Source organism: Streptomyces sp. NPDC031554 (genome assembly GCF_055580685.1).
On record NZ_JBVIKX010000010.1, the window covers coordinates 115,025 to 138,207 of the forward strand.

Sequence of the window (23,183 nt, forward strand, 5' to 3'; positions counted from 1 at the left end):
AACTGTGCGGGCTCCCACGCGACATGACAGCGTCTTGCCCGTCAGCGATCGGTGGGAGGGAGAAGGCGTGAACAAGGGCTACGCCGTGTACTGCGACGCGGATCCGTACTTCTACGACGCTCCGTACCGCACGGCCCCCCGTACCGGCTCCGGACGCTCCCGGTACGCCGCGGCCTCGGCGCCCGTCCCCGCGGGATGGCAGCGCAACGAGAGCGGGGACTGGCTGGCGCTGCGCCCGGTGGACGCGGACCTGCCCGACCAGGGCTGGAAGATCCACGTCTCCGCCTGCCTCGACAACGCCGAGTCCGTGCTGGACCGCGTGTGGCGGCACTGCGTGGCCGGCGGCACGGCCTTCAAGTTCGTCCCCAGCCGCTACCTGCTGCACCAGCGCAACGCCAAGTACGCGGACCGGGCCGGCAGCGGGAAGTTCATCACCGTGTACCCGGCCGACGAGGCACGGTTCGAACAGCTCGCGGGCGAGCTGTCGGCCCTGCTGGCCGGCGAGGCCGGGCCGCACATCCTGAGCGACCTGCGGCTCGGCGACGGTCCCGTGCACGTCCGCTACGGCGGCTTCACCCGGCGCAACTGCTACGACGCGAACGGCGAGCTGCGGCCGGCGGTGACCGGTCCCGACGGGGAGCTGGTGCCCGACCTGCGCGGTCCCGTCTTCCGGGTGCCGGAGTGGGTGAGTCCGCCCGCCTTCCTGCGCCCGCACCTGGACGCCCGTTCCGCGGTGACCGTCGCCGACCTGCCCTACACCATCGAGTCGGCGCTGCACTTCTCCAACGGCGGCGGCGTCTACCTGGCGCGTGACACCCGCAGCGGTGAACGGGTCGTCCTGAAGGAGGCCCGTCCGCACGCCGGACTGGCGGCCGACGGCGCCGACGCCGTGACCCGACTGCACCGCGAACGCCGGGCGCTGGAAAGCCTGTCGGGCCTGGAGTGCACGCCCGAGGTGCTCGACCACCTCACCGTCGGGGAACACCACTTCCTCGTGCTGGAACACATCGACGGCAAGCCGCTCAACACGTTCTTCGCCCGCCGGCACCCGCTCATCGAGGCCGACCCCGGCGCGGAGCGGCTGGCCGAGTACACCGCCTGGGCGCTCGACGTCCACGCCCGGGTGGAGCGGGCCGTCGAGGACGTCCACGCCCGGGGCGTGGTCTTCAACGACCTGCACCTGTTCAACATCATGCTCCGGGAGGACGGCAGCGTCGCCCTGCTGGACTTCGAGGCGGCGCACCAGGTGGGCGAACCCGGTCGGCAGACCGTCGCCAACCCGGCGTTCGTGGCACCCTCCGACCGGCGGGGCACGGCCGTGGACCGGTACGCGCTGGCGTGTCTGCGGCTGGCGCTGTTCCTGCCGCTCACCAGTCTGCTCGCGCTGGACCGGCGCAAGGCGGCACATCTCGCCGACGTGGTCGCGGAGCAGTTCCCGGTGGACCGCACCTTCCTGGACGCGGCGGTCGAGGAGATCACCGCCGACGCCGCCGGCGCGCCCTCGGTGCGGCCCGCGGCCGGGCCGTTCGTGCCGGTCCGGCCGGGCGACTGGCCGCGCAGCCGGGAGTCCATGGCCGCGGCGATCCACGCGTCCGCGACGCCGTCCCGCACGGACCGGCTCTTCCCCGGCGACATCGCGCAGTTCGCCACGGCGGGCGGCGGGCTGGCCTTCGGCCACGGCGCGGCGGGCGTGCTGTACGCCCTCGCCGAGAGCGGCGCGCCCCGCAGCGAGGACGGGGAGCAGTGGCTGCTGGAGCGGACCAAGCAACCGCCGTCGGGCATGCCGCTCGGTTTCCACGACGGGCTCGCCGGGATCGCCTGGACGCTGGAGCGTCTCGGCCATCGCGACCGCGCCCTCGACCTCACCGAGCTGCTCCTCGACCAGCCCTTCGACCATCTGGCCCCGGACCTGCACAGCGGCACCGCCGGACTGGGCCTCGCCCTGGACTCGCTGGCCGCCGCCACCGGCGAGGCCGCACCGCACGCGGCGGCCCTGCGCTGCGCCGACCTGGCCGTTCGCGGCGCGCCGGCCGGGAGCGGGAACCCCGCCCGGCCGCGCGCGGGCCTGCTGCACGGTGCGACGGGCGCTGCGCTGCTCTTCCTGCGGCTGTACGAACGCACCGGCGACTGCGCGCTGCTCGACCTCGCGCGCGACGCGCTGCGCCGGGACCTGGCGCGTTGCGTGCGGGGCGCGGGCGGTGCGCTGCAGGTCGACGAGGGGTGGCGCACCATGCCGTACCTCGGCGCGGGCAGTGTGGGCATCGGCATGGTGCTCGACGACTACCTGGCGCACCGGGACGACGAGGAGTTCGCCCGGGCGAGGAACGAGATCGTGGCCGCGGCCCAGGCGATGTTCTACGCCCAGCCGGGCCTCTACCGGGGCGTGGCCGGGATGGTGCTGTACCTCGGCCGCACCGCCGCCGCGACCGCCGGCACCGCCGCCGGCGCGGCTCCCGGCACCGGGCCCGAGGCCCTGCGCCGCCAGCTCGACGCGCTGACCTGGCACGCCATGTCCTACCGCGGTCATCTCGCCTTTCCCGGCGAGCAGATGATGCGCCTGTCCATGGACCTGTCCACCGGAACCGCCGGATGCCTGCTGGCCGTCGCCTCCGTCCACGGCGACACGCCCGCCGCCCTGCCGTTCCTCCCGCCGCCGTCCCCCCGGCCGGCGGCCACTGACTCGGCCTCACCCGAGGTCGTGATGAAAGAGCAGAACCCGTTGCCACACGAAGGGAAGATTTCATGAACCTGTTCGACCTGCAGTCGATGGAGACCCCGAAGGAAGAGGCCATGGGGGACGTCGAGACCGGCAGCCGCGCGAGCCTGCTGCTCTGCGGCGACAGCAGCCTGAGCGTCACGACCTGTAACTGACGCCCGAGTCGGCCGCCGCGGCGACGCGGTGAGCGACGCCGCTCGGCACCGGTGCCCCGGGCTCTCGCCCGGGGCACCGGTGTCCGCGCGTACGGACACCGGTGCCACGCGCCCCGCCGCGTGCGCGACCGGCGTCCCGGCACGCGACAGACCGGCACGCGACAGACCGGTGGGGAACGGACCGGCGGGGAAAGGACCGGCAAGGGGCGCAGGGGAAGGGGTTCGCGCGGTGGTGGAGACGACCGGGCCACGAGCACGGCGGGTGCCCCCGACGGGTGACGGAAGCGGCGGCGGACCGGGGCGTACGCCCGCGCTGCTGGTGCTGCTCTCCTCCGTCGGCGCGGCGGTGGCGGCGGTGGCCCAGCCCTTCGTGCTCGGCCGCACCCTCGATCTCCTGCTGCGCGACGGTGACGCGGGGTACTGGCCGGCGCTCAGCGCCGCGCTGCTCGTCGGCGAGGTGCTGCTGGACAGCCTCACCTCGCTGTTCACCGGCCGCTGCACCGCCGGCTGGACGGCCCACATCCGTTCGCGCGCCTTCGCCGGGCTGCTGGGCGCCGTACCGGACCGCGCGCGGAGCCTGGCCCCGGGGGACGTCGGCACCCGTCTGACCCTCAACGCCGCCGACGCCGGCGGTGCCCCGGCGGCCCGCGCGGCGCTGCTGGCCTCGCTGGTCACCCCGGTGGGCGCGCTCGCCGCGCTGGTCGTCGTCGACGTCTGGGTGGCGGCGTGCGTACTGGCCGGGCTGCCCGCCCTGGCGCTGGTGCTGCGGGCGTTCGCCCGTGACACCGGTGCGTCGGTGGCCGCCTACCAGCGCGCCCAGTCACAGATCGCCTCCCGGCTGCTGGAGGCGCTGGAGGGCACGGCGACGATCGCCGCCGCTGGCACCGGCGCCCGTGAACGCGCGCGGGTGCTCGCGCCGTTGGGGGAACTCGCGGCCCTGGGCCGGCACATGTGGGCGCTGCACGGACGGGCGCTGGGCAGGAGCGGCGTCCTGGTGCCGCTGCTGGTCCTGGCCGCCACGGCCGTCGGGGGCCTGCGCCTCGCGTCGGGCGCCCTGAGCGTGGGCGGCCTGCTCGCCGCCTCCCGGTACGCGCAGCTGACGGCGGGCATCGGCGGTGCCGCGTCCCTGCTGGGCGCGGTCGTACGGGGCCGCCGGGCGCGGGAGCGGACCCTGGAACTGGAACGGCTGCCCCCACTGGTCCACGGGACGGGCGTCCTGCCGCCGGACGGCCGGGGCGCCCTCGAACTGCGCGGTGTGCGCGTGGTGCGCGACGGCAGACAGGTGCTGCGCGCGGACGGCGTGCGGATCCCGGGCGGCACCACCGCCGCGGTGGTCGGCCGCGGCGGGGCGGGGAAGTCCGTACTGGCGGCCGTGGCGGGGCGGCTGATGGACCCCGACGAGGGACAGGTGCTGCTGGACGGCGTCCGCCTCGACCTGCTGAGCCGCGAGGCGCTGCGCACCGAGGTCTCCTACGCCTTCGAGCGTCCGGTGCTGGGAGAGGGGACGGTCGCCGAAGCGGTCGCCGCCGGGCCGCGCCCCGTCTCCCGCGAGCAGGTGCGGCAGGCCGCCCGGGACGCCGGCGCCGACGGCTTCGCACGCCGGCTGCCCCACGGTTACGACACCCCGCTGTCCGCCGCGCCGTTGTCGGGCGGTGAGCACCAACGGCTCGGTCTGGCAAGGGCGTTCGCGCACGCCGGACGACTGCTGATCATGGACGACGCGACGTCCAGCCTGGACACTGCCACGGAGCACGAGGTGGACCGGGCGCTGCGCCGGTCGCCGCGGCCCGGGACCCGGCTGGTCGTCGCGCACCGCCCGTCGGTCGCCGGGCGGGCGGACCTGGTGATCTGGCTGGAGGACGGGGAGGTGCGGGCGGTCGCCCCGCACCGCGACCTGTGGCGCGAGGCCGACTACCGGGCGGTCTTCGGCATCGGCGGCACGGACCGCGCCGGCGACGCCGGCGGCGGTCAGGGCGGTGGCGACGGCACCGGCGGCGGTGCGGCCCCGGCGCCCGGAGCGGGGTCCGCCCCGGGGTCCGTGACGAGGGCCGCGCGGCTGCCCGAACCCGAGGAGGCCCGGCCGTGAGCGGTTCCGGCGACCTCGCGCCCCACGCGGACGACGGGGCGGGGGCCCTGCGCCGGATCGCGCCGCCGGCCCGTCGCTTCCTCGCCCGCCGCACAGGGGTCCTCGTGCGGCTCGCGCTCTGGTCACTGGCGGAGGCGGGGCAGGCCTTCCTGGTGGGCTACTGCGTCGCCCACTCCGTCGACCGGGGTTTCCTCGCCGGAGACACCCGCAGGGGTCTGCTGTGGCTCGCGGTCGCCCTCGTCGCCGTGCTGTTCGCCGCCCCGGTGGTGCGGGGCGTCTTCGCCCAGCTGGCCGGGCTCACGGAGCCGCTGCGCGACGGTCTGGTCCGGCGTGCCGTCGACCGGGCCATGGACCGGGCCCGGTCGACGCCCGGCGGGACGGACCGGGCGGCCGTCTCCCGGCTGACGAACCAGGTCGAGATCGCCCGGGACAGCTTCGCCGGTCTGGTCCTCACCCTGCGCTCGTTCCTCTTCACCGCAGCCGGAGCGCTGCTCGGACTGCTGTCCCTGCACCCGGCCCTGCTCGTGGTGGTCCTGCCGCCGCTGGCCGGCGGCCTGGCCCTGTTCCTGGCCACGCTGCGGCCCATGGCGGCGGCCCAGCGGCGCGCCCTGGCGGCCGACGAGGCGCTGGGCGACCGGGCGGCCCGCGCCCGGACGGCGCTGCGCGACCTGACGGCCTGCGGGACCGGCCCCGAGGCGGCACGGCGCGGCGCGGACCTGGTCGCGGAGGCCGCCGCCGCGTCCCGTGTCCTGGCCGGCTGGGCGGCGGTGCGCACGGCGGCACTCGGCGTCGCGGGTCATCTGCCCGTCCTGGCCCTGCTGCTGGCGGTGCCGTGGCTGCGCGGTCGGGGGGTGACGGCGGGCGCGCTGCTGGGCGCGTTCACCTACCTCGTCCAGTCGCTGCTGCCCGCCCTGCACACCCTGATGACCGCGCTCGGCGCGGCGGGTTCCCGGCTGCTGGTCGTCCTGGACCGGATCACCGGTCCCGTGCCGTCGCCGGTTGCCGCGGACCGTCCGCCGCCCGGCGTCCTTCCCGGGGGCCGGGCCGGGCTCCCGGGGCCCGGCCCGGCCCCGGCGGGAGAGCCCGGGCCGGCCCGCCCGGCACAGCCGCCCCCGGCCGCCGCCGGTGCCGCCGCCGCGGCCCCCGGCGGTCACCGCCGTCACGCGCGCTCGCGGACCCCCGCGGTGGAACTGCGGTCCGTGACCCTGTCCTACGGCGTCCGCGCCGAGCCGGTGCTCGACTCGCTGGACCTGCGCGTCGCACCGGGTGAGCACCTCGCCGTCGTCGGACCGAGCGGCATCGGCAAGTCGACGCTCACCCGCCTGGTCGCCGGGACGCTCGCGCCCGGCGACGGGGAGGTGCGGGTCGCCGGACACCCGGTGACCGGGCGCGCCGCCCCCGAACTCGCCCCCTTGCGCACGCTGGTGCCCCAGGAGGCGTACGTCTTCTCCGGCACCGTGGCCGACAACCTCGCCTATCTGCGTCCGGACGCGCGCCGGACCGAACTCGACGCGGCCGTCCGGGCCCTCGGTCTGGGGCAGCTGGTCGACCGTCTGGGCGGGCTCGACGGCGCCGTGCTGCCCGGTGAACTCTCCCCTGCCGAACGGCAGTCGGTCGCGCTGGCGCGCGCGTACCTGTCGCCCGCGCCGCTGCTGCTGCTCGACGAGGCGACCTGCCATCTGGACCCCGCGTCCGAGGCCCGGGCCGAGGAGGCCCTCGCCCGGCGGCCGGGGACGCTGCTGGTGGTGGCGCACCGCCTGTCGTCGGCCGTCCGCGCCGACCGGGTGCTGGTGCTGGACGGCGCGGAGACGGTGTGCGGCAGCCACGAGGAGGTGCTGGCCCGTTCGGCTCTCTACCGCGACCTGACGGGCCACTGGAACGGCGGTCCCCACCGGGAGGGCTGAACGCGGGACGCCGGGGGAGGGCGCGGCGCCGCGCGGTTCCTCAGGTCCAGCCGGCGTCCTGGACTATGCGTATCGCGTCGACCCGGTTGCGGGCGCCGACCTTGCGGATCGCCGTCGCCATGTAGTTGCGGACGGTCCCCCGGGACAGATGCAGACGGGCCGCTATCTCGGCCATCGGCGCCCCCTCCGCCGCCAGGGAGAGCACGCTCAGCTCACGGGCGGTCAGGGGCATGACCGCGCCTTCGAGCAGGGCCACGGTGAGGGCCGCGTCGAGGAAGCGCTCCCCCTTGGCCACGGTGTGCACCGCCGTGATCAGCCGCTCGGCCGGGGCGTTCTTGTCGACCAGACCGAGTGCGCCGGCGTCGAACGCCCTGCGCAGGACGCCCGGCCGTCTGGGTGTCGTCAGGACGACGAGAGGCTCCCCGCACCGCGCCCGGAACGGCGCGTCGTGCCCCTCCCCCGGCCCCTGCAGGCACTCGCCGTCCACGACGCACACGTCCGTCGGCAGCGTCCCGTCGTCCCCGGCGTCGGCGTCGGCGTGGGGGGACATGGCCGAGACCTCCAGCGTGTCGTCGGATCTCAGCAGTTCCACCAATGCCGAGCGCAGTAATTCCTCGTCGTGCACCACGCGGATACGGACCATCTCCCCCACCCCTGTCAGCTGCTGTTTCGTCGGACGAACGGCCGTGCTGCTCGCGCACCAGGGCCATGTGCCCTGTTTCGTTCCGGGAGAACACCGCACAGCAGCACCAGGACGGGGTATCGGATGCAATTCGCCGCTTCCGGCGCGCGGAGGGGCGCGCGAAACCGCTGCACGCGCCGGTGAAAACGGCGGAGACGTTCTCCGGCCACGGACGGGGACCGGCGCCGGGAGGTCCGGACGACGCACCGGCGCGTGCCCGTCGCCGTCCTCGGCTCCCTGGCCACGGCGGCGGACCGTCCCGCGGGCCGGTCGTACCCCGCCGGACGGGAGATAACGGAGAGCGGTACGGAACCTCACGGCGACCGGCCGGAAACGGTCCTCCGCCAATCTGACGCGAAATCCACGGCGGCGCCGGACCGCTCCCCCGCCGCGCGCGGCCGCGGCGGCCGTGGAGGAGCCGCCCGGTCTCAGACCGGGCCCAGGTCGGCCTGGAAGACGTGGTGGTCCGAGTACGGGGTGGGTCGTACGCGGTGGGCGAGCGGGGTGATGCCGCGCAGGAAGACGTAGTCGAACTTGCTGTGCCAGTCGGTGGTCGGCGCGCAGCTTCCGGTGGACGCGGGACGGCACCGCGGGTCCGCGTCCGCGGCCAGTGCCCACATCGGGGCGAGTTCGGGAGCGTCCGGCACCGCGTTGAAGTCGCCGAGGACGATCGCGCGGTCGTGGCGGGCGACCTCCTCGGCGAGCACCGCGGCCTGCTCCGCCCGGACCGTTTCCTGGCGCCGTTCGGCGAAGTGGGTGTTGAAGACCCGGACGGACCGGCCGCCGACCGTGGTGGTGACGGCCATGTACCCGCGGTCCTCGGATCCGCCGTCGGGGTACTCCGCGACGACGCGGTCGGTCATCGGGGCCGCCGAGAGCAGTGCCTGGCCGTAGGCTCCGGGACTCCAGGGCATGCCGCCGCAGCGGCCCCAGTTGCGCAGGACCGTCCCGTACTCGACGTGGTAGACCAGCCCGTAGCGGTTCTCCAGACGGTCGCGGATCCTCTCGACGTCACGGGCGCACGCCTCCTGCACCGCGACGACCTGGGGCGCGTACGTGGCGATCTGCAGCGCCCGGTCGGCGTTGTCCGTGTCGCAGGGGTTGCAGAGGTTCCACGTCATGACCCGGTTCGGTACGACGTCCCGGGCGGCGTCGGCGGGCAGTGCCCTGCCGGAGAGGTCGTCGTCCGGTGCACCGCGGCCGACGAGTGCCACGCAGACCAGGGCCAGGATCGCGACGCCCGCGAGCAACGGCATGCGCCTTCCGAACACCCTCGCCTCCTCGCTGCGGGGCACGCGCGGCAGAAGACGGCCCCCGCACCGAGATTACGGGACGGGGACGGCGGCCCGGGGGCGGAGGCCGTGCGGGGTCGCGGATGCGGTGTCCGTGATCACGTTGTCGATCCGGTGGGGGCCGGGGCAGCATTCCCGTCATGGAACAGCCTGCCGATGTGCTTCGCCTGGACCGGGTCGAACTGCGCCGATGGCGTGTCGACGACATCGAGAGCCTGGATCGGGCGATCACCGAGTCGCGTGATCACCTGCTGCCGTGGATGCCTTTCGCGGCCACCCACGACCGGAGACAGGGAGAAGGCTTCCTGGCCTGGTCCGAGGAGCAGTGGGCCTCGGGGCAGGCGTACAACTACGCGATCACCTCGGGCGGAGCGGTGGTCGGCAGCTGCGGACTGCACCGCCGGATCGGCCCCGGCGGTCTGGACATCGGGTACTGGCTCCACCACGCCTGGACGGGGCAGGGGCTGGCCACCATGGCCGCGGCCGCCCTCGTCAGGGCGGGACGGCAGCTGCCGGGCATCGACCGCATCGAGATCCACCACGACGAGGCCAACCCCGCGAGCGGCGCGATCGCCCGCCGTCTGGGCTTCACCGAGGTCGAGCGGGTGCGGGTGCCGGACGGGCCGGAGGCCCCCGGCGAGACGGGCGTCCGGGTGAGGTGGCGCCTGCTGACCGGGGCCGGCGACGACGGGGGCTTCCGTGACTGACGGGCGGCACCGCTCAGGGGCACGACGCCGATGAGCGGGTGCCGGAGGTCCGCCGCGCCCGCGCGGGGCAGTTGACGGTGCCGGGGGCCGCCGGTACGGCCGCCCCCGGCCCCTGTCCGGTTGCGGTACGGGGGCCGGCGGCGGGGGCCGGGGACCGTCAGCCGGCGGTACCGATGCGTTCGACGCGCTCGTCGACGCCGTCGCGGAGTTCACCGAGCGTCGTGCCGGGCGGGGCCGCCTTCGGCGTGGAGGACGGCGGCTGCGTCTCGTCCGCGCAGGTGGCGCCCGGGGCAGGGACCTTCAGGTCCACCAGGTAGCCGACGACCGCGTCCGTCGCGCAGGCGCTGCGGCCGAACGCGGTGTGCCCCTCGGCCTCGAAGGTGAGCAGCGAGGCGTTGTCCAGCCGCCGCGACAGCGCCACCGCGTCCTGGTAGGGGGTGTCCGGGTCGCCCGTGGTGCCGAGGACGAGGATCGGCGCCGAGCCCTTCGCCCGGTAGGAGCCGTCGTAGCGGCTGACGTGCTCGCCGGGCCACTGGGCGCAGGCGGTGGCGTGCTGGTGGTCGTACGTGGGAGGGCCGTACGCCATCGCCGGGCCGAGCAGGGGCGCCGCCTTCGCGTAGGCCGTGACGTTCCGCTCCAGCAGGCGCGGGTCGTGCGGGTAGTCGCGGTCGACGCACTCGACGGCCACGTTCGGGCCCAGGAAGTCGAAGCTGGCCGGGGACGGCGGCCGCAGCAGGAAGGACGTGTTGTCGCGCAGCTGGGCCTTACGCAGTGCCTCGCCGAACGCGGGCCAGATGACCTTGCCCTCGTTGATGTTGAACATCAGCCGGTAGACCAGCGTGTAGCCGTTCGCCAGGCCGCCGTTCGCGGTCGGGACCGGGTCGGCGTCCAGGTCGGCCTTCAGCTTCTCGAACGCGGCGCGCGGGTCGCCGTCGCCGAACCCGCAGGTGGCCCGGTCGGCGGCGCACCAGTCCAGGAAGCGGCTCATCGCGCCGTCCAGCGCCAGGTACTGCGACCGGTCGGAGAGGTACGGGCGGTCGGCGTAGTGCACCGGGTCGTACGCGCCGTCGAGGGCCAGGGCCCGTACCCGCTTCGGGAACAGGGCGGCGTAGACGGTTCCGATGTAGGACCCGAACGACCGGCCGTAGTAGGTGAGTCGCTCTTCCCCGAGCGCCTCGCGCAGCAGGTCGATGTCGCGGGCGACGTAGGCGGTGCCGATGTGGGGCAGCAGTTCGCCCGCGTTGTCCACGCAGGCCTGGTCGAACTCGGCCGCCTGACGCAGCGCCGGCCCGTAGGCGTCCGGGCCGGGCACGCCCTTCGCCTCCGTGACGGCCCGCGTGTAGCGCGCGTCGTCGAAGCAGGTCAGCGGTGAACTGCGGCCGACGCCGCGGACGTCGTAGCCGAAGACGTCGAACGAGTCGCGGAGTGCGGCCGGCAGGTCCGCGTGGTTGTTGCGCACGAAGTCCACGCCGGAGTTGCCGGGTCCCCCGGGCTGCAGGAAGAGCGTGCCCTTGCGGTTCGCCGGGTCGGCGGCCGGCTTGCGGATCACCGCGAGGGTGACGGTCCTGCCGTGCGGGTCCCGGTAGTCGAGCGGGACGTCGGCGTTCGCGCACTCGAAGCCGCCCTGGCAGTCGGTCCAGGTCAGGGACGGCACGGGCGGCCTCCCGGGTGTCTTCGGCGAGGCCGCCGCCTGGGCCGCCGTTCCCGTCACGGCGGCCGCGAGCGCCGTCAGCGCGGCCGCGGCGGCGGTGAGCCGTCGCAGGCGTCCCGGTGTGCGGTGTGGTGTGGTCATGGTCCTCTTCCCCCCTGGGTCGGTGTACGGCCGGGTGCTCGCCGGGCAGGGCGGATCCGGCCGACTGGACAGAGGGGGAAAGAGCCGGAACGGTGCCGTCCGCGCCGGGTCTTCTCCCGATCGGGACCGGGGAAAGGTCCGGCCGCCGGACGGGCCGTCCGGGGCCGTCCGGGGCGCCTCCCGCCGGAGGCGTCACGGGGTGCCGGAGGGGAGCCGGGTCCGGCGGAGCGGCCGGCCGGCACGGGGCCGGGTCCGGTGGCCGTCCCGGGGCCCCCGTGGGCGAGGGCGGGGTCGCCGGCGCGCGGTGCCGAGGGCGTCCACCGCCGCGACCGGCGGCGGTCGGCCGTCGGACCGCCGAGGGGGGCCGCGGCCCGGGACCACCGGGAGCCGGCCGTGCCGGCCCGGACGGCGACGGGTACGCGTGGGGGGACGGCGGACGCGGGGTGTCGCGGGCGGCGGACGCGGGGCCGACGGGCCCCGGGCGGGGCCGGACTGCCCTCGCGGCGTCACGGGGAAGCGGCCAGGCTTGTCATGTGCCCAATCCGGCGATCCACCGGAGCGAAGGAGCTGATCGCCATGACACACCTGGCCGGATTCCCGGACCGCCCGGTCCGGGTGGACGCGCGGGTCGACGCGCCGTTGTCGCGATGGATGTGGCTCGTGAAGTGGATCCTCGCCGTGCCCCACTACGTGGTGCTCTTCTTCCTGTGGATCGCCTTCTTCGTGGTGACCGTGATCGCGTTCTTCGCCGTCCTGTTCACCGAGCGCTATCCCCGCGCCCTGTTCGACTTCAACCTGGGCGTCCTGCGCTGGAGCTGGCGGGTGGCCTTCTACGCGTACGACGCGCTGGGCACCGACCGGTACCCCCCGTTCAGCCTGGGCGAGGAACCGGACTACCCGGCCCGGCTGGACATCGCCTACCCCGAACGGCTCTCCCGCGGCCTGGTGCTGGTGAAGTGGTGGCTGCTGGCGATCCCGCACTACCTGGTCGTCGGTTTCCTCGTCGGCGGCGCACACCTCGACTGGTGGTCCAGCGGGCTGATCGGCGTGCTCACGCTCGTCGCGGTCGTGATCCTGGCCTTCACCGAGAAGTATCCGAAGGACCTGTTCGACCTGATCATCGGCCTCAACCGGTGGGTCCTGCGCGTCTGCGCCTATGCCGCGCTGATGACGGACGTCTATCCGCCGTTCCGCCTGGACATGGGCGGCCCGGAGACGCCTGCCGCCGGGGAGCGGGTCTGACCGCCGCGCCGAGGGGCGGGCGCCGTCCTCCGGCGCCGCCCGCCCTCCAACACCTCCCGCACCTCCCGCGTCACGGCCGCTCCGTGCCGCGGGTCATCCGTGCCGCGGGTCATCCCTGCCCGGATCGCAGTTCGCGGACCCGGGCGCGGAACACGCGCCGGCGCCGCTCGTTGCCGTGCACGAGCACCGCCGATTCCGCCATCAGGCCGGCCGCCCGGTCGAGCAGTTCGGAAGCCGCGTAGAGGTGGCGGGGAGCGTCGCGCTCCCCTGCCAGGTCGGCCCTGAGCGCCGCCGGGGAGAGGTCGACCCGGGCCAGCAGGTCGAGGGCGCGGCGCAGCAGCCGCGCGACCAGGGTCCGCAGGCCCGCCGACTGCCAGTCGTCGGCGATGATCCGGTGCCGCTCCCCCAGCAGGTCGGCCGGCGCCGGGTGGGCGGCCAGGTATCCCGCGATCTCCCACGCCTGCTCCATCGCCCGGGCCGGCCAGGCGCCGCTCTGTTCGGTGTCGTCGGCGACCGTGCCGACCTCCCTCCTCAGCCTGCGCAGTTCAGCGGGCTCGCCCTCCCCTTCCATGAAGAGGATCCCGACTCCGCCACGAGATTCGGGGCGTTCAGGTCCTCGGCGCCGGCGCATCCGATCGCCGACGTCCGCTCACCGGCCTCGGCCTCGCTCCACCGGTCGGCCGGCGACTTCAGGGCCCGGGAGCGCGCCTGGAGCTCTCCGGCCTGCCGCAGCGGCGCCTGGGCGTGGTACTCCTCGTGCTCCCGGTGGAACCGCGCCAGGTTGTCGATCACCCGCAGCAGCAGGTCCGCGGGGGTGCGTGGTGTCTCGTCCTCGGGCATGCCGGCGGTCTGCGGCAGTCCTCACGCGCCGGCACGGGGACCGCGTCCGTCGGGGCGGCCCCGGCGGGGGCCTCAGGCCGTCCGCCGCGTGTTCGTCCGCTTGCGGGCACGATAGGCCGCGGCCTTGATCCTGTTGCCGCACGGGTCCATGGCGCACCATTCCCGCCGCGCGCCCCGGGACCGGTCGAGGTAGACCTGCGAGCACTCGGGGTTGCCGCACTCCTTGAGCAGCGCGGCGTCCGGCCCGCCGAGCACCGCGACGGCGTCCCGGGCGACGGCGGCGAGGGCCTGCTCGAGGGAGGCCTCGACGTGACGCCCCGTCGCGTCGAGGCGGGGGACGGGGGTGGGCCGGCGGGCGTACGCGTTCACCAGCGCCAGCGCGTCGTGGCCGTAGGCGGCACCGGCCATCTTCGCCAGGATCAGCCGGTGGACGGCCTCGCGGAGCGTCAGGGCCGTCCGCAGATCCGTGGCCTCGCAAGGGATCTCGTGCTCCGCGATCCCGCTCTCGCGGAACCACACGCCGAGGCTTTCGGGCGAGGACAGGTCTTCACGGGGCTCGGAGCGGTGCCGATAGCGCAGCGTTCCCGCGAAGTCGAGCGCGGGGGCACCTCCGGGGAAAGCATGCATCATGTCACCATTCTGGAGGGTGACGCATGGAGGCGCAAGGACCGGCCCCCTTCCCGAGGCACGCTCCCGGCACGGGCGCGGCGGGAGCGGAAGGGGCGACCCGGCCGCGCCGTACGGCCCCGGGGAGGCAGGGCCGTACGGCCCTTGGAGGAACGCCGGGCGGCGCGGTGTGATGGAAGGGACAGAACCGGAGGCGGCGGTCGCGACAGCCGGACGAGGTGTGCCATGGACGACTCCCCCACTCCCACCCCCGCCGGGCGGCCGCGCCGCCTGACGGACACCGTCCTCTCCCCCCGGTGGGAGGCGGGGCTCCTGGCCGTCACGGCGGCGGCGCTGACGGCCGGCGGCATCGCCCGGCTCGCCGGCGCCGCCGGTCTCGCCGACCTGTTCTGGGCCGTGGGCACGGTGTCCGCCGTGGTGCCCGCGGTGGGGTGGGTGGTGACCGCGCTGCGGCACGGGCGCGCCGGCGTCGACCTGATCGCGGTGCTGGCCCTGGGCGGCACCCTGGCCGTGGGCGAGTACCTGGCCGGGGCCCTGATCGCGCTGATGCTCGCGACCGGCCGCACCCTGGAGGCGGCCGCCCGGCGGCGCGCCTCGCACGACCTGCGGGCCCTGCTGGAGCACGCGCCGCGATCGGCGCGCCGTCGGACGGACGCCGGGGTCGACACGGTGCCGCTGGCCGAGGTCGGTGCCGGCGACCTGCTCGTCGTGGGTCCCGGCGAGGTGGTCCCCGTGGACGGCAGGGTGGAGAGCGCCGCCGCCGTCCTCGACGAGTCGGTGCTCACCGGTGAGCCCCTCCAGGTCGAACGGCCGCGGGGCGAGGCGGTCCGCAGCGGTGTGGTCAACGCGGGCGGCGCCTTCGAGCTGCGGGCGACCGCGACCGAGCAGGACAGCACCTACGCGGGCATCGTGCGCCTGGCCCGGCAGGCCGGCGCGGAGTCCGCGCCCGTGGTGCGGCTCGCCGACCGTTACGCGGCCTGGTTCCTCCCGCTGTCCCTGGTGGTGGCGGGACTCGCCTGGCTGATCAGCGGATCCGCCGTACGGGCGGTCGCGGTGCTGGTGGTCGCCACCCCGTGCCCGCTGCTGCTGGCCGCGCCGGTCGCGATCGTCTCCGGTCTCTCCCGCGCCTCCCGCCTCGGCGTGGTCGTCCGCGACGGCGGCGCCCTGGAGAACCTCGGCCGCGCCCGCACCCTGATGCTGGACAAGACCGGCACCCTCACCGGCGGCCGCCCCCGTGTCCTGGACGTGATCGCCGCGCCCGGCCGCAGGCCCGCGGAGGTGCTCCGCCTGGCCGCGTCCCTCGACCAGTACTCGCCGCACGTCCTGGCCCACGCCATCGTCGACACGGCCCGGGAACGCAAGCTGGAACTGTCGGTCCCGGCGGACGTCGGCGAGGAGCCCGGACGCGGCGCCTCGGGCACGGTCGAGGGCCACCGGGTCTCCATCGGCCGTCTCGACGCCGCGGACCTGGAGCCCGCGTGGGCCCGCGCCGTCGACAACCGTGCCCTCCTCGACGGCGCGGCCGTCGCCTGGCTGACCGTCGACGGCCGGCCGGCGCCGTCCTCCTGCGCGACCCGGTCCGGCCCGACGCGCCCCGCACCCTGCGCCACCTGCGCGCGGCGGGCATCGAACGGCTGCTGATGCTCACCGGCGACCGCGCCGAACCCGCCCAGGAGGTCGCCGCCGTCCTCGGCCTCGACGACGTGCGTGCCGGGCTCAGCCCGGCCGGCAAGGTCGCCGTCGTGCGCGCCGAACGCGACCGCGCGGTCACCGTGATGGTCGGCGACGGCGTCAACGACGCGCCCGCCCTGGCCGCGGCCGACATCGGCGTGGCCATGGGGGCCCGCGGCTCCACCGCCTCCTCCGAGGCGGCCGACATCGTCCTGACCTCCGACCGCGTCGACCGTCTGGCCGACGCCGTCTCCATCGCCGTACGCGCCCGGCGCATCGCCGTGCAGAGCGCGCTGGGCGGCATGCTGATGTCGCTCGCCGCCATGGCGGTGGCCGCGTTCGGCTTCCTGCCGCCCGCCGCGGGCGCGCTGCTCCAGGAGGGCATCGACGTCGCGGTGATCCTCAACGCCCTGCGGGCCCTGCGCGTCGGGCCGTCCGCGCGCCCCGCCCTGACACCGGCCGCCGAGGCGCTCGTCCACCGCTTCGCGGCGGAGCACGACGACCTCCAGGACGTCCTCGAGGCCGTGCGCGACGCCGCCGACCAGCTCTCCGACGGCCCCGGCCCCAAGGCCCTGGCCACCGTCGAGGAGACCCACCGGCTGCTCGTCGAACGGCTGCTGCCCCACGAGTACGCCGAGGAACACCAGCTCTACCCCGCCCTGGCCCCCACCCTCGGCGGCCCCGAGGCCACCGCCACCATGAGCCGCGCCCACGCCGAGATCGAACGCCTCTCCCGCCGCATCGCCACCCATCTGCGCCTGGCGCACGCCGACGGCGGCCTCACCCCCGGGCAGCTGGACGACCTGCGCTCCAGCCTGTACGGGCTGAACACCGTCCTGCGCCTGCACTTCACGCAGGAGGAGGAGAACTACTTCTCGCTGGCCCCGTGAGGGCGCGCCCCGCGCGGAAGGGTGCACCCGGCCGTCAGGACCGGCCGGGTGCACCCGCTCGTCACCCGCGCGGCGGCGGGTCGCTTCAGGCGGTGGGTCGCCTCGGGCGGCGGGTCACTTCAGATAGGCGCCCGCCGTGCCGATCTTTCCGGGGCCGTTGAGGACGTAGACGCGCAGGTTGCCCTTGCCGGGGGCGCCGACGGTGAGCTTTCCGCCGGTGACGACCTGGGTGTCGCCGGTCACGGCGTCCCGGTAGGTGCCGTCGGGGATGCCGGTGTAGGTGGCGCCGCCGGTGACGGTGACCAGCGCGAAGCTGTCCGTGGCGCCGTCGGTGTAGCGGCGCTTGAAGGCCATCCCACCGCTGATGCCCTCGGTGGAGTACTGGCCCGTCTGCAGCGCGGGGATCGCGCGGCGGATCTGGTTGAGCCGCTGGACGTGCCCGACGAGCGGCTGGGCGAGGGTGCTCGCGACCTCACCGGTGGCGGAGTCGACCTTGCCGAACTCCGACGCGCTGACGTCGCCCCGCAGGTGGTCGCCGTAGTAGGCGCGGCCGGTGGTCGCCAGCGGGCAGGTGGGCCCGCAGTCGATCTTCCTGCCCTTCTGGAACTCGATCTCGGAGCCGTAGTAGAGGGTGGGGATGCCGCGGAAGGTCCACATCAGCGACATGTTCTCGGCCCAGGCGTCGGTGCCGCCCGCGTAGCGCTCACCGGACTTGTTGGGGCCGTAGTCGTGGCTGTCGACGTAGACGACGTTGTACGTGGCGTCGTTGTAGCTGTCGTCGGAGTCCTTGCCGTTGCCGAAGGCGTTCTGCGCGTCCCCGAAGTTCATGTGCATGCGCATGTCGATGACGTTCATGCCGGAGAACCTGCTGTGGTCGGGGGTGTGGTAACTGTTGCCCTGGAGGAAGGCGTTGGTGCTGGTGGGCTGGCCGGCCGGGCCGATCCGCTGTTCGTGGTCGTACATCTCCAGCGCGGCCTCGGCGTCGTCGGCGTCGTACTCCTCGCGTTCCTTCCAGGTGTAGAACTGCGCGGAGTGGTTGACCGAGCCGCGGTTCCACTTGTCGTTGACGAAGGCGGCGACCTCGCCGAAGACGAAGAAGTTCTTCGCGGCCCCGGCGCCGTGCTGCCGGGTGACGCGCTCCTGTATGGCGGGCAGGAAGCGGCGGTTCCAGGTGGTGCGCGGGATGTGTACGGCCGTGTCGACGCGGAAGCCGTCGACGCCCATGTCGATGTACTTGTCGTACGCGCCGATCAGGTAGTTCTGGACGGTCGCGTTCTCGGTGTCGAGATCGGCGAGGTCCTCGTGGAGCCAGCAGGAACGGGAGTCCTCACCTTCCCAGTTGCCGATCCAGCACTGGTGGTAGAGCGCCTTGGGGAACATGCCGGAGGTCGGTGAGGGCCACTGGCAGTTGTAGAGGGTGTAGCCCTCGGCGCTCTTGCCGCCGGTGGGCTTGCCCCAGTCGAGGCAGGTGTTGCCGGCCGGCTCGGCCGTCGACCACAGGTCGCCGTTGTAGTAGGACTTCCCGGACTTCGGCTCCACGGTGAGGCCGTCGTACTCGAAGGAGGAGTTCGGCTCGTCGTAGAACCAGCTCCACTGGCCGTCGCGGACGCCGTACGTCTTCGGGGTGAACAGGCCCTTGGCGCCCCAGCGGGAGGAGTGGTTGTAGACGACGTCCTGGTAGATCTTCATGCCCTTGGCGTGGGCGGTGTTGATCAGGTCCTGGTAGGAGGCGCCGGCGGACTCCAGACGCGGGTCGACCCGGTAGAAGTCGTAGCCGTGGTAGCCGTGGTAGTCGTAGTCCGAGCGGTTGAGGACGACGGGGGTGACCCAGACGGCCGAGAAGCCGAGGCCCTTGATGTAGTCGAGCTTCTGGATGAGGCCCTTGAAGTCGCCGCGGAACATCGGGTCGTCGTTGGCGGCGTTGCCGGACTTCACGTGCTGGCTGCCCCCGCGGTTGTTGGAGCTGTCGCCGTCGTTGAAGCGGGCGGTCAGGACGAAGTAGATCGGGTCCTTGCGCGGATCGGTGCCGAGCGGCTTGCCGGGGGTGGCGGCCGGGGGCTTCTCGCCCGTGGTGGCACTCGCCGCGGCGGAGGCGGCGGAGACGTTCCCCGCCGCGTCCGCGGCCTTGACCGTGTAGGTGTACGTGGTCCGCTCCTCCAGGTTCGCGTCGGAGAGGACGGTGGAGCCCACGTCGGTGACGAGCGTGCCCTTGGTGCCGCCGGTGCGCGTCACCTGGTACCGGGTGACCGCCCTGTCGTCGGTGGACGGCTCCCAGGTCAGGACGACGGACACGCCGTCGGCCTTGGCGGTGACCTTCGTCGGGACGCTCGGCGCCTCGGTGTCGGGCACCTCGGCGGCGCAGGGGTCGGCCGCGTCGCCGGTGACGGTGTTGTTCTCGACCGTGGACAGGCCGGTGCCGATCGTGTAGTCGGCGCCGCGGTTGTTGTCCCAGACGCCGTTGCCGTTGTTGAACGCGGCCTTCAGCGAGGCGGCCGTCCCGAGGTCGACCTCGTGCTTCCACCAGCCCGTGCACGCGGGCTGCATCCCGACGCCGGGCACGGTCGTCCAGGAACCGCCCGCGGGCCGGTAGTGGATGTTGGCGGTCGTCCAGCCCAGGGCCTCGGTGGAGAAGTAGACCAGGGCCTTGGCGCCCTCTCCCGGTGTCGGGGTGGGCGTCGGGTCCGGGCCGCCGGCTCCCGCGCACGGGTCGGAGTGGGCGACGACGCCGTCCTTGACGGTGATGTCACCCGTGCCCAGGGCGTAGTTCTTGCCGACGTTGTTGTCCCAGGTGCCGGATCCGTCGGTGAACGTGGCCCGGAGGCCCCCGGCGGTGCCGAGGTCGACGGTCTTCTTGACCCAGTCGGTGCAGGCGGCCTCCATCCGCACGCCGGGGACGCCGGTCCAGGAACCGCCGTCCGGCGCGTAGTGCAGGTGGTACGCCGCCCAGTTCCTGGTCTTCGTGTAGTAGAAGACGGTCGCGGTGCTCGCCGAGGCGGCCGTCGGCCGCGGGGCGAGGTCGACGTCGGCGGGAAGCGCCGTGAGCAGGCCGAGGACGGCTGCCGGGGCCGTGGCTGCCGCAAACGGTCTGAGCAGCCTGCGCGGGATGCGTTTCACAAGGGGCATACGGGTCTCCAGGCGGGGGCCACGGCGGCGAGGCCGTGGAGTTCGGCGGCGGTGGGGCCGGTGGGGCGGGTGCGGGGGCACCGGGGTGGCGCGGGTGCGGGGGCACCGGTGCCGGCCGTCGCCGATGTGACGTGCCGCGAGGTCCGGCGCCCGGGGATCGACCCGAATGAAAAGACAGCCGGAATCTTGCTGCAAGTTCTTGCGACGGGAAATTACCGGTACATGACAGACTCGTAAAGGGCTGTGACGGCACGGGCTGTTCGAGAGGTCGGCGAACGCCCGCTCCGGAGCTCGCTCCAGGGCCGGGAGCGGCCGGCCGGGCCGGACCCGGCCGTCGGCGCCGGGACGCCCGTCGGGCGTCCCGGGCCCCGCCCCGGCAGGCCCTCGCGCGCCGCGCTCGACGGTGCCCCGCGCGGCCGGCGGCCCGGGGTCTCGCCGCAGGACGAGGCGCTCGCCAGGCCCTTCGCTCCGGATCACCCGTACGGGGGCACGGCAGGTTGCCCGTCACGACCGGACCGGGACCCGCAGCGTCGTGGACCTGGGCTGCGGCACCGGGGCGGGCACCCTCGCCCTGCCCGGCCGCTTCCCGGAGGCCGAGGTGACGGCCGTCGGCTCCTCCGCCGCGCACCTGCGCCGGCTGCGGGAGAGGGCGGCAGCGGCCGGCGTCGCCGGACGCCTCCGCGTCGTTCACGCCGACCTCGACGCCGCGCGGTGGCCGGACCTCGGCACGGCGGACCTGGTGTGGGCGTCGGCCTCCCTGCACCACCTGGCCGATCCCGGCCGCACGCTGCGCCGGGTCCGTGAACTGTTCTCTCCGGACGGGCTGTTCGTCGTCGTCGAGCCGGCCGGTTTCCCCCGGTTCCTGCCCGCGGACGCCCCGGGCCTCGAGGAACGCTGCCACGCCGCACTCGCCCGGCGCCACGCGGAGCACGTCTCCCACCGGGGCGCCGACTGGGCGGCCGAGCTGACGGGAGCCGGTTTCACCATCGAGGGCGAACACACCCTCTCCCTCGCCGTCGGCCCGTCCGGGAGCGGGGCGGCGGGCCGCTACGCCCGCGGCAGCCTGCGCCGCATGCGCGACGGCGTCGGATCCGCGCCGGCGGCCGCGGATCCGGCCGTCCTCGACCGACTGCTCGACGACGACAGCCCCCACAGGCGTCCTGCGCCGCGACGACCTGGCCGTGCGCACCGAGCGCACGGTGTGGGCGGCACGCCGCACCTGATGACGACGGCGCGGCCCGACGGCCTCCGCGGCCGCCGGTCCCGCGTGCCTCCCGCGTTCCTCACCGGGCCGGGGACCCGGCCCCGGCCCGGTGGCACCGCGGCGCGGAGGCGGTCAGGAGCCGACGAGCGCGCGCACGTTCTCCAGCGTGCCGCAGCCCGCCTTCAGCTGACGCTCGCGCTCCGCCAGGAAGGCCTCCCCCAGCTCCTCCCGGCGCTCCGCGGCGACGTTCTCGCGGGCGCCGTTGAGGATCGTCCGCTCCTCCTCGTCGGCGTGGTGGGTGACCGCCTCCACCAGCGCCTCCAGCTTCTCGTCCCACTCCTCGGAGCCGACCCGCTCGACCTCCATGAGCTCGAGGAGCGCCTTGTTGCCCTCCTCGTGCTCCTCCTCGCCGTGCTCGACCTCGTCGTCGTCGATCTTCTTGTAGCGCTTGAGGGCGGGATACACCTCCGCCTCCTCGGCCCGCGCGTGGGCGATCAGCAGCTCGGCGAACTCGCCCAGGGCGGCGGCCCGGTCGGCCTCGACGCTGCGCATCAGACGGAAGAGGTCCTCCATCCTGCGGTGGTCCTGGAGGATGAGTTCGACGACGTCCCGGGTTTCGGCCATGGAAGAGACATCACTTTCGTGTGAGGGAATCCTGCCGGGATCGACTACCCCCGCCCGGCGACTTCAGTGTTCCCGGCTCCGCGGCGCGGTTCACGGAGTCAGTTCCCGCTGGTGGCCGCCGCGCCATTCGGTCATCAGGACGGTGGCGTCGTCCTCCAGCTTTCCGTCGTGATGGTTCAGCACGGCGGCCATCAGCCGGCGCAGGGTCTCGTGCAGGGTGTGCTCGCCGGAGTGGTGACGGTGGACGAAGTCGATGAACCGCTCCCGTCCGAACTGTTCGCCGTGGGGGTCGCGGGCCTCGACGATGCCGTCGGTGTACATCAGCAGACGGTCGCCGGGCTCCAGTTGCTCGCTGGACATGGTCACCGGCAGGCCGAGGTCGGCGCCCATCGGACCGGCCGGCGGGCAGGCCAGCTCGCTGATCCAGCGATTGCCGCGCAGCAGGATCGGCAGGGGGTGGCCACGGTTGATCCACGTCAGCCGGCCGGTCACGAGATCGAGGTCGGCCAGGACGCCGGTGGCGTAGCGGCTGGTGCCGAACTGCTCGACCAAGGTGGCCTCCACCTGCTCGCCGGTCCCGATCAGCGAGGCACCCTGGCGGCGGGCGTTGCGGCAGGCGGCCACGGCCACGTTGGCCGTGATCCCGGCCGTGGTGTCGTGGCCCATGGCGTCGAAGACGCTCAGGTGGAGGGTGTTCGCGGCCACGGCGTAGTCGAAGGCGTCCCCGCCGACCTGGTAGGCGGGCTCCATCACCGCGCCCACGGTCGCGTCATGGCCGGCGAAGGCGGGCGGCGGGGTGAGGTTCCACTGCATCTCCGCCGCCACGTTCATGGGCTCGGTGCGGACCAGGCGGGCGTAGGAGTCGCTGAAAGAGCGCTTGCTGAGCAGCAGCAGGGCCGTCGTCGACGCCAGATCGCGCAACGCCTGGCGCATCGCCTCGTCGTCGGTGTCCGTGTCGGCCCGCAGCACGCCCATGCGCTCCACGCCGTCGGTGACCGCCACCCACCACCGCCACCGGCCCTGGCCGTCGTCCGTCCTGCCCCGCTCGGCGAGCAGGTCCACGCGCTGGTAGGCCTGCCCGGGCAGGCTGCCCTCGACGCTGAACTCCTGGCCGCCGTCACCGGCTCCCGGTCCCTTGCCGGTGAGTTCGCGCAGCACGGTCTCCCGGAGGTCCACGACGAAGACGGCCGCCCCGTGGATGCCGGTCATGGCGGCGTGCCCGGCGATCAGTCCCGGAAGCTGCTCCAGGGTGATGGTGTGGCTGATCTGCATCAGCTCCAGCAGCGACGCCGCCGCGATCCGCTCAACCATGCCGTACACCCCTCGTCGGACGGAACCCGCGCGGACCGCCGGGCGTCGGCTCGGCCGAGCGTCCCACGGGCGGCTTCACCGTGTCGGGGCCCCTTCCGGCCGCCTGCGCCGTACCCGCCCTCACACGGTGCGAACCTCACGACGGCGGGCCCGGCATCCCCGCGTCGGCGGTGTGCGGCGGCCCGGACCGCACCGCGCGGCCGGGCGGCACGTCCCTCGCCGTACGCGTGCGCGGGTCCCCGCATGAGTCCCGGCACACCGGACAGGGAGTGCGGCACCGACCTCCCCAGGCTGTGCCGCGTCTCCCTGCCGCTGTA

General features: G+C 74.6%; 15 protein-coding genes and 2 pseudogenes. 8 read left to right on the top strand and 9 right to left on the bottom strand.

Annotated features, from left to right (window positions below; genetic code table 11):
- Positions 1–67 precede the first annotated feature (67 nt).
- The 4 genes from lanKC to ACZ5FU_RS24885 all read left to right on the top strand — a co-directional run bounded on the left by lanKC (position 68) and on the right by ACZ5FU_RS24885 (position 6,861).
- Complete coding sequence (gene lanKC, locus ACZ5FU_RS24870; RefSeq protein ID WP_469046648.1) at positions 68–2,746, top strand: class III lanthionine synthetase LanKC; 2,679 nt, start codon at positions 68–70, stop codon at positions 2,744–2,746.
- On the top strand, positions 2,743–2,871 hold the full coding sequence (gene ramS / locus ACZ5FU_RS24875; RefSeq protein WP_006130296.1) for a mycelium formation morphogenetic lantipeptide SapB: 129 nt from the start codon (positions 2,743–2,745) through the stop codon (positions 2,869–2,871). Before lanKC ends, ramS begins: the two co-directional genes overlap by 4 nt.
- A 232-nt stretch (positions 2,872–3,103) precedes the next feature.
- Entirely contained in the window at positions 3,104–4,957 is a 1,854-nt protein-coding gene (locus ACZ5FU_RS24880; protein WP_451525890.1) for an ABC transporter ATP-binding protein, read from the top strand.
- Positions 4,954–6,861: an ATP-binding cassette domain-containing protein gene (locus ACZ5FU_RS24885; RefSeq protein ID WP_451525732.1), complete on the top strand. Its 1,908-nt coding sequence runs from the start codon at positions 4,954–4,956 to the stop codon at positions 6,859–6,861. The genes ACZ5FU_RS24880 and ACZ5FU_RS24885 overlap by 4 nt, the downstream gene beginning before the upstream one ends.
- Before the next feature lie 40 nt (positions 6,862–6,901).
- Here ACZ5FU_RS24885 and ACZ5FU_RS24890 read toward each other — a convergent pair whose 3' ends face one another.
- Together ACZ5FU_RS24890 and ACZ5FU_RS24895 are read right to left on the bottom strand one after the other, a co-directional pair.
- Entirely contained in the window at positions 6,902–7,504 is a 603-nt protein-coding gene (locus ACZ5FU_RS24890; protein ID WP_451525731.1) for a LuxR C-terminal-related transcriptional regulator, read from the bottom strand.
- 467 nt (positions 7,505–7,971) lie between these two features.
- Positions 7,972–8,799 (bottom strand): endonuclease/exonuclease/phosphatase family protein, encoded by an 828-nt coding sequence (locus tag ACZ5FU_RS24895; RefSeq protein WP_451525889.1) that lies wholly within the window; start codon positions 8,797–8,799, stop codon positions 7,972–7,974.
- A 176-nt stretch (positions 8,800–8,975) separates the two neighbouring features.
- On the opposite strand from ACZ5FU_RS24895, the gene ACZ5FU_RS24900 reads away from it, so the two are divergent.
- Positions 8,976–9,542, top strand: a complete 567-nt coding sequence (locus ACZ5FU_RS24900; protein WP_451525730.1) for a GNAT family N-acetyltransferase — start codon at positions 8,976–8,978, stop codon at positions 9,540–9,542.
- A 157-nt stretch (positions 9,543–9,699) separates the two neighbouring features.
- On the opposite strand, the gene ACZ5FU_RS24905 is transcribed toward ACZ5FU_RS24900, so the two are convergent.
- Positions 9,700–11,334: an alpha/beta hydrolase gene (locus tag ACZ5FU_RS24905; RefSeq protein ID WP_468642061.1), complete on the bottom strand. Its 1,635-nt coding sequence runs from the start codon at positions 11,332–11,334 to the stop codon at positions 9,700–9,702.
- Positions 11,335–11,910: 576 nt separating this feature from the next.
- Between ACZ5FU_RS24905 and ACZ5FU_RS24910 the strand changes: the two genes are divergently transcribed.
- Positions 11,911–12,576: a DUF4389 domain-containing protein gene (locus ACZ5FU_RS24910; RefSeq protein WP_468642059.1), complete on the top strand. Its 666-nt coding sequence runs from the start codon at positions 11,911–11,913 to the stop codon at positions 12,574–12,576.
- 109 nt (positions 12,577–12,685) lie between these two features.
- Here ACZ5FU_RS24910 and ACZ5FU_RS24915 read toward each other — a convergent pair whose 3' ends face one another.
- The 3 genes from ACZ5FU_RS24915 to ACZ5FU_RS24925 all read right to left on the bottom strand — a co-directional run bounded on the left by ACZ5FU_RS24915 (position 12,686) and on the right by ACZ5FU_RS24925 (position 14,046).
- A complete protein-coding gene (locus ACZ5FU_RS24915) occupies positions 12,686–13,147 on the bottom strand; it encodes a hypothetical protein (protein ID WP_451525727.1) in 462 nt (153 codons plus the stop codon).
- Positions 13,108–13,416, bottom strand: a complete 309-nt coding sequence (locus tag ACZ5FU_RS24920) for a hypothetical protein (RefSeq protein ID WP_451525726.1) — start codon at positions 13,414–13,416, stop codon at positions 13,108–13,110. Before ACZ5FU_RS24920 ends, ACZ5FU_RS24915 begins: the two co-directional genes overlap by 40 nt.
- A gap of 72 nt (positions 13,417–13,488) precedes the next feature.
- Complete coding sequence (locus ACZ5FU_RS24925) at positions 13,489–14,046, bottom strand: CGNR zinc finger domain-containing protein (RefSeq protein WP_451525725.1); 558 nt, start codon at positions 14,044–14,046, stop codon at positions 13,489–13,491.
- Between the two features lie 222 nt (positions 14,047–14,268).
- Between ACZ5FU_RS24925 and ACZ5FU_RS24930 the strand changes: the two are divergent.
- A pseudogene (locus tag ACZ5FU_RS24930) lies at positions 14,269–16,604 on the top strand (heavy metal translocating P-type ATPase).
- 114 nt (positions 16,605–16,718) lie between these two features.
- Here ACZ5FU_RS24930 and ACZ5FU_RS24935 read toward each other — a convergent pair.
- On the bottom strand, positions 16,719–19,727 hold the full coding sequence (locus tag ACZ5FU_RS24935) for a carbohydrate binding domain-containing protein (RefSeq protein ID WP_469046658.1): 3,009 nt from the start codon (positions 19,725–19,727) through the stop codon (positions 16,719–16,721).
- Between the two features lie 403 nt (positions 19,728–20,130).
- On the opposite strand from ACZ5FU_RS24935, the pseudogene ACZ5FU_RS24940 reads away from it, so the two are divergent.
- A pseudogene (locus tag ACZ5FU_RS24940) lies at positions 20,131–20,950 on the top strand (class I SAM-dependent methyltransferase).
- A 113-nt stretch (positions 20,951–21,063) separates the two neighbouring features.
- Here ACZ5FU_RS24940 and ACZ5FU_RS24945 read toward each other — a convergent pair.
- Positions 21,064–21,555, bottom strand: a complete 492-nt coding sequence (locus tag ACZ5FU_RS24945) for a hemerythrin domain-containing protein (protein WP_451525722.1) — start codon at positions 21,553–21,555, stop codon at positions 21,064–21,066.
- 90 nt (positions 21,556–21,645) lie between these two features.
- Positions 21,646–22,866 (bottom strand): PP2C family protein-serine/threonine phosphatase, encoded by a 1,221-nt coding sequence (locus tag ACZ5FU_RS24950; RefSeq protein ID WP_468835138.1) that lies wholly within the window; start codon positions 22,864–22,866, stop codon positions 21,646–21,648.
- Positions 22,867–23,183: the final 317 nt, after the last annotated feature.